This window comes from Chryseobacterium sp. FP211-J200 (genome assembly GCF_001643375.1).
Taxonomy (GTDB): Bacteria; Bacteroidota; Bacteroidia; order Flavobacteriales; family Weeksellaceae; genus Epilithonimonas; species Epilithonimonas ginsengisoli.
In genome coordinates, this window is sequence record NZ_LSHB01000031.1 from 25,574 (window position 1) to 31,842 (window position 6,269).

At 39.5% G+C, this 6,269-nt stretch carries 7 protein-coding genes; 2 read left to right on the forward strand and 5 right to left on the reverse strand.

What is annotated here, in order from left to right; all coding sequences use genetic code 11:
• Nucleotides 1–37: 37 nt before the first annotated feature.
• The 5 genes from AXA65_RS10995 to AXA65_RS11015 form a co-directional block, all read right to left on the reverse strand.
• Complete coding sequence (locus tag AXA65_RS10995) at nt 38–769, reverse strand: SIMPL domain-containing protein (RefSeq protein ID WP_063970161.1); 732 nt, start codon at nt 767–769, stop codon at nt 38–40.
• A gap of 159 nt (nt 770–928) precedes the next feature.
• Nucleotides 929–1,291 (reverse strand): dihydroneopterin aldolase, encoded by a 363-nt coding sequence (gene folB, locus AXA65_RS11000; protein ID WP_063970153.1) that lies wholly within the window; start codon nt 1,289–1,291, stop codon nt 929–931.
• A 484-nt stretch (nt 1,292–1,775) separates the two neighbouring features.
• Nucleotides 1,776–2,792 (reverse strand): quinolinate synthase NadA, encoded by a 1,017-nt coding sequence (nadA, locus tag AXA65_RS11005; RefSeq protein ID WP_063970154.1) that lies wholly within the window; start codon nt 2,790–2,792, stop codon nt 1,776–1,778.
• A 15-nt stretch (nt 2,793–2,807) separates the two neighbouring features.
• Nucleotides 2,808–3,371 carry a guanylate kinase gene (gene gmk / locus AXA65_RS11010; protein ID WP_063970155.1) on the reverse strand — a complete coding sequence of 188 codons (564 nt, stop codon included), beginning with the start codon at nt 3,369–3,371 and terminating at the stop codon, nt 2,808–2,810.
• Nucleotides 3,372–3,445: 74 nt separating this feature from the next.
• Nucleotides 3,446–4,303 carry a YicC/YloC family endoribonuclease gene (locus AXA65_RS11015; RefSeq protein ID WP_063970156.1) on the reverse strand — a complete coding sequence of 286 codons (858 nt, stop codon included), beginning with the start codon at nt 4,301–4,303 and terminating at the stop codon, nt 3,446–3,448.
• Nucleotides 4,304–4,426: 123 nt separating this feature from the next.
• Between AXA65_RS11015 and lpxK the strand changes: the two genes are divergently transcribed.
• Both lpxK and AXA65_RS11025 read left to right on the forward strand, forming a co-directional pair.
• A complete protein-coding gene (gene lpxK, locus AXA65_RS11020; RefSeq protein WP_063970157.1) occupies nt 4,427–5,452 on the forward strand; it encodes a tetraacyldisaccharide 4'-kinase in 1,026 nt (341 codons plus the stop codon).
• Entirely contained in the window at nt 5,436–6,248 is an 813-nt protein-coding gene (locus AXA65_RS11025) for a purine-nucleoside phosphorylase (protein ID WP_063970158.1), read from the forward strand. Before lpxK ends, AXA65_RS11025 begins: the two co-directional genes overlap by 17 nt.
• Nucleotides 6,249–6,269 lie beyond the last annotated feature (21 nt).

Below are 6,269 nucleotides of genomic sequence, written 5' to 3' on the forward strand. Positions count from 1 at the left end.
AAACAAAAGGAGCATTTTAAAGTGCTCCTTTTGTTTATTAATCCACCTCGTATTCGAGTTTTATGGTGATGCTGGCTTCCTTATCTTTGGAAGTCGTGTTGTAAGTTCCGCCATAGGAATAATCTTCGTTGGAATTGGGCGCTGTAATTTGGATGACGCCCATGGTTGCCTTCTTCAAATTTCCAAGACCACTTCCAGCATTTTCAGCAATTTTCTCCGCGCGTTCTTTGGCATCTTTGGTCGCGTTGGCAATCATTTCCTGTTTTACGTTTGCCAATTTGGTGTAGAAATATTGAGGCGACGAGGATGTAAATTCGATGCCGCGGTTGATGATCTCTGTGATGTTTCTGGAGATATTCTCGATCTTTGAAACTTCTTTCGATTTGATGGAGACGCTTTGAGTCAGATTATAACCTGAGAATTCCCCTTGCTGATAAGTTCCATTGGAATCTGTAAAACTTCTGAATTGTTTCTGAATATCGACGGCCGAAAAGATCATCTCGCTTTCCTTTACGCCTTTGGATCTCAGATAATCGTAAATCACTTTTCTGTCAATTGCCAAATCGTCGTAAGCTGTTTTCAGCTCGAAACTATTTTTGGAAAAGCTACCCGACCAAGAGATCAGGTCAGAAGTAAAGGTTTTGGAACCGAGTCCTGTAACTGAAACTGTATTTTCGGATTTGTTCCGGTTTTTGATGGCATTTCCCAAGAATGCAGCAGCAATGATAAAACCGAGCGCAGCAATGGCAACTGCAAGATATGTTTTCATGTAATTTTGAATTTGAATCTTTTGCATCAAACGCAATACCAAATTTTAAGATTTCATTAACATTTTTAATTTAAAACCTTTCGAGAGCCTCAAAGTGGCACATGAGCAATTTAGTAGTAATTTTCCCATTGTCAGGCTGAGGCTCTAGAAGCCACAGAATTAATTAATTTCCTTCTCAAATTCCAAACTCACACCTTTCATTTCGCCTGACATTGGTGGAATGGTCTTGCTCAATTTGATCTTGATGAATGTGATCTGTGGGAATTGGTTTTCGATTTTATTGATGATCCTTCCGATGACATGTTCCAAAAGTTCGGAACGGACATTCATTTCCTGATGAATGATGTCATTGATCTCCGCATAATTAATGGTGTCATTAAGGTCATCCGACTGTGATGCCTTTTTCAGATCAGCATGCACTTCCAGATTCACAACGTAATGATTTCCGATGATGGCTTCTTCTGGCAAAACGCCGTGATAGGCGTAGATTTTTATGTCTTCTAAAATGATTTTTGATTTCATCTGCTAAAAGTAGAAAAACTTTCTGATCTGTTAGTTTTAGATTAGAAAATTTGAACGCAAAGCTCGCAAAGATTTTTCTATTTTATTGAAAACATTTTAAGGTTCACAAATCGAAGATTCAGCGATTCCGAAAATCAAATAAAAAAGATTGAAATAAAGGTGCTTTGCTCAAAAAAGAAATTAATATAAATACAAAGTTTGTCATTCCGGAGAAATCTAAGCTGTTGAGATTCCTCCGGAATGACAATAGGATAGTAAAGTGTTAAAATATTGCTGAAAACGTTCCTTCTTGCGCAGCTGCAATAGGGATAGTAGTGGAAATCCTTTTTTGTGGCGTTGATCAAGTTCAACCACAGGGAAAATGCCGTCCACAAAAAAGATTGCAACGGATAGCCCGACCCGAGCGGTGGCCAAGATCTGGCGAGGGGATTGCCCAAATACCAGCACAAAAAAACCTCATCGGAAGGATAAGGTTTGTAATTTTTTATTTGATGCTTTTGGAAAGTTCCAACATGGCTTCGATTGGTTTCAAGGCTTTCAGGCGAATGTCTTCGTCCATGGTGATCTCGGGAAGTTCATACTTCATGCACAGGTAGAGCTTTTCGAGCGTGTTTCGTTTCATGTAAAAACATTCGGAACAGTTGCAGCTTTCGTCGAAAACTAAGGCTGGAATCAGTTCTTTATGCGGTGCGCGCTTTCTCATTTCGTGAAGAATCCCTTCCTCTGTTGCGATGATGAACTGCTGGCAATCGTCCTGTTCTACATAATTCAGAAGCGCTGAAGTGGAGCCGATGAAATGTGCCAATTCCAAAACCGGTGTTTCGCTTTCCGGATGCGCGATCAGTTTTGCGTTGGGATGGTCGGCCAATTGTTGTGCGATGCGCTCCATAGAAAATGCTTCGTGCACGATGCAGCTTCCGTCCCAAAGGATCATGTCGCGACCAGTTTTTTTGCTTAGATAACGTCCAAGATTTTTGTCCGGAGCGAAGATGATCGGGCGGTCTTTTGGAAGAGCCTCGATGATCTGTTCTGCGTTGGAACTTGTCACGATGATGTCCGAAGCGGCTTTGGTTTCCGCATTACAGTTGATGTAAGTAGCGACCAATGCATTTGGATATTGCTCACGCATTTTGTTGAGGCCTTCCGCAGAACAGCCATCTGCTAATGAACAACCCGCAAGCGTGTCAGGCAAAACGACTTTTTTGGTTGGATTAAGGATCTTCGCTGCTTCTGCCATGAAGTGAACGCCACAAAATGCAATCATATCGGCATCGGTTTCTTTGGCTTGTCTCGCCAATTGGAGAGAATCACCCAAAAAGTCGGCAATATCCTGAATCGGTCCCGGCTGATAATAATGCGCCAAGATCACGGCATTTTTTTCTTTTTTGAGGTCAAGAATTGCTTTTATAAGATCGTCTCCGGTCGGAATCGCAAATTCCTTAAGATCAAGAAAGCCTTTGACAGGCATGTTATTTATGGCGTTGTCTAATGTTTTGTCCATTATGTGTTTCAGATTTTATTCGTTGATAAAGTTATTAATTATTTTCTCGACTTCGGCTTTTGCCGTGTCCAAATCTGTATTAATAATGATCTTATCGAAATGTTTTTGATAGGTCATTTCCTCGCCTGCTTTTTCCACTCTTGTTTTGATGGTTTCTGCGCAATCGGTATTTCTTTTTATCAATCTTTGTTCCAACTCGGCGATGCTTGGAGGCATTACAAAAATCGATAAAGCTTTGTCTCCAAAAATCTCTTTCAGTTTGATTCCGCCTTTGACATCAACATCGAAGATAACAACTTTGCCTTGACTCCAAATCCTTTCGACTTCAGATTTCAACGTTCCATAATATTTGTCTGTATAAACTTCCTCGAATTCTACAAATTCATCCTTTGAAATTTTATCTCTGAATTCTTCCGGCGTCAGGAAGTAATAATCTTCGGTGTGTTTTTCTTCGCCTCGCGGTTGTCTTGTCGTTGCGGAAATCGAAAAACAGAGTTCTGGCACAACCGACAAACCGTGTTTCACCAAAGTTGTTTTTCCACTTCCGGATGGTGCGGAGAATATGATAACTTTTTCCATAATTGATAAGTGATAATCAATAATTGATGAATTTTAGACTGAAAAGCCATCATTCATCAATTATAATTCATCTTTTATAGTACATTAAGCGTTTGTTCTTTGATTTTTTCAAGATCATCCTTCATCTCAACAACCAATTTCTGGATCTCGGAATGGTTGGCTTTTGAACCCAAAGTATTGATTTCCCTTCCCATTTCCTGAGCAATGAAGCCTAATTTTTTCCCATTGAAATCTTCATTTCTCATCACTTCAAGATAATATTTGATATGTTGGGAAAGTCTCACTTTCTCTTCGGAAATATCTAATTTCTCAACAAAATAGACCATTTCCTGGTAATATCTTGTCTCGTCGATATTTTCAAAATTCTTAAGTGCAGATTGATAACGGTCCTTGATCGGTTGGATTCTCTCATACTCGTATTGAGCAACTTGATTGAGATTATTCTCGATATTTTGAACGATCTTCTCAATTTCCTCAGCCAAATTATTCCCTTCGGTCTGACGGAATTCAATAAATTTACTTACCGAATCCTGTACAACCACAAGAAGAGATTTCCACTCGTTTTCGTCAAGGTCAGAATTTTTTGTGGATAGAACATCTGGCATTCTGACCGCCATTTTGAGATATTCAAATTCTGGTGCGTCGGAAGCAACAGCTCTTAGCTGATCCATGTAATTTTTTACGATATCATGGTTGATCTTCACATCGTTGCTATCTTCAAGACTTTCGCAATTGATGTAACAATCTACTTTTCCACGAAGGATCTTGTCATTGAGCAGTTTCCTGATCTCGAATTCTTTTTCTTTATATCTCAATGGTGTCTTGACATTCAGATCGAAGTTTTTGCTGTTCAGCGATTTGATGTCCACCGTTATTTTGGTCCCTTCATAAACAGTTTCGGCTCTCCCAAAACCTGTCATAGATAATATCATATTCAATATTTATAAGATTGCAAAGATAAGGTTTTCATTCATTTGTAATAACGATTGAATTTTAACAATTTCCTGTTTAATATTCTTGCAATTAGAAATTTGAAAATTGTATTTTTGCAATCTATGAAAAGATGGTATCTCTACCCCTTTTCCCTAGGTTATCATCTCGGCACTTCTATCAGAAACCGGATGTATGATTGGGGATTATTTTCTTCTTCGAAATTCAGAACACCCATCATAGGTGTCGGTAACCTGTCGGTTGGTGGCAGCGGAAAATCACCAATGGTCATGTACTTGGCAGAATATCTGTCCAAATATTACAGAACCGGCGTTTTATCTCGTGGATACGGAAGAGTCACAAAAGGCTACGGCATTGTAAATTACGACAGCAATTACAAACTGGTTGGTGATGAGCCGATGCAATTATTCGAACGTTTCCGAAATCGTTTTGTGATCGGCGTTTGTGAAGACCGCGTTTTCGGGGCTAAGAAAATCATCGAAGATATGGATCTGGAAGTTCTGCTTCTGGACGACAGCTACCAACATCGTGCGATCAAACCTGGAATGAATCTGCTTTTGACAGATTACAACGACCCGTATTTCAAAGATTTCATCTTACCAGCCGGCGACCTTAGAGAAAGCCGACATGGCATGAGCCGGGCCAATGTTATCATGGTGACCAAATGTCCAGATGACCTTACCGAAGAGAAAAAACAATATTACATCTCTAGAATTAGACCTCAGCATTATCAAAAGGTATTTTTTTCATCGATTGCCTATGACGAGAATATCATGGGCGTTGATAGCATGATGCCCGTGAAAAACTTGGATTACTATGATGTTTTATTAATAACAGGTATAGCAAATCCTTCTCAATTATTGAAAGAAATTTCCAAATACAACAAGAAAGTCAAGCATCTACAGTACAAAGACCACCACAACTTTACAGATGATGACATCAAAAAGATATCAGCAGAGTACAAAAAACTGGGGGAATATAAGGTGATCTTGACAACTGAAAAAGATTATGTTCGCCTCAAGACTTTTGATTATCTTCGAAATAAGATTTTTTATTGGCCGATCAATGTAGAGATCGACAAACGCGAGGATTTTAACCAGATCATTCAAAATTATGTTAGAAAAGTATAAAGAGACAGCAGAATTCATCAAGAATATCATCAGTGAAACACCTGATTTTGCAATTGTATTGGGTTCTGGTTTAGGCAGGCTTCAATATGAGGTTGAGGCGATTCACACTTTAGATTACAAGGACATTCCGAATTTCCCTCAAACCACAGTTGTTGGTCACGGCGGAAAGTTGATCTATGGGATTTTGGAAGGTAAAAAAGTATTGATGATGAGCGGCCGTTTTCACTATTATGAAGGTCATTCTATCGAAACTGTTACGTTTCCTTTCCGTGTTTTCCATTTGTTGGGAATCAAGAATTTGATTCTTTCCAATGCTTGCGGTGGCGTGAATCCAGACTTCAAAGTGGCTGACATCATGATCCTGACCGATCACATCAATATGTTACCGGAACATCCTTTGAGAGGAAAAAACATCGACGAATTCGGACCTCGTTTTGTCGACATGAGCGAGCCTTACAACCGCAAGATGATTCAGATTGCGAAGTCTGTAGCGGTTGAAGAAAAAATTGATATCAAAGAAGGTGTTTACGTCGCTTTGACTGGACCAACTTTCGAAACACCAGCAGAATACGGAATGATCAAAGCCATTGGTGGCGATGCTGTTGGAATGAGCACTGTTCCGGAAGTGATCGTTGCGAAACATCAGGGAATGGATTGTTTCTGTTTATCAATCATCACCGATCTTGGAGGACCAGACATTGCATTCGCAGTTTCTCACGACGAAGTTTTGGAAGCGGCCAACAAAGCGATGCCAAATGTCATTAAAATCGTAAAAGGTCTTGTAAGGAATTACTAACTTTAACTCGTAGTGCATTAT

Excerpts from the sequence above, each read along its gene's own strand:
- AXA65_RS10995 (WP_063970161.1), bottom strand. The coding sequence starts at position 769 with ATGAAAACATATCTTGCAGTTGCCATTGCTGCGCTCGGTTTTATCATT.
- folB (WP_063970153.1), bottom strand. The coding sequence starts at position 1,291 with ATGAAATCAAAAATCATTTTAGAAGACATAAAAATCTACGCCTATCAC.
- nadA (WP_063970154.1), bottom strand. The coding sequence starts at position 2,792 with ATGGACAAAACATTAGACAACGCCATAAATAACATGCCTGTCAAAGGC.
- gmk (WP_063970155.1), bottom strand. The coding sequence starts at position 3,371 with ATGGAAAAAGTTATCATATTCTCCGCACCATCCGGAAGTGGAAAAACA.
- AXA65_RS11015 (WP_063970156.1), bottom strand. The coding sequence starts at position 4,303 with ATGATATTATCTATGACAGGTTTTGGGAGAGCCGAAACTGTTTATGAA.
- lpxK (WP_063970157.1), top strand. The coding sequence starts at position 4,427 with ATGAAAAGATGGTATCTCTACCCCTTTTCCCTAGGTTATCATCTCGGC.
- AXA65_RS11025 (WP_063970158.1), top strand. The coding sequence starts at position 5,436 with ATGTTAGAAAAGTATAAAGAGACAGCAGAATTCATCAAGAATATCATC.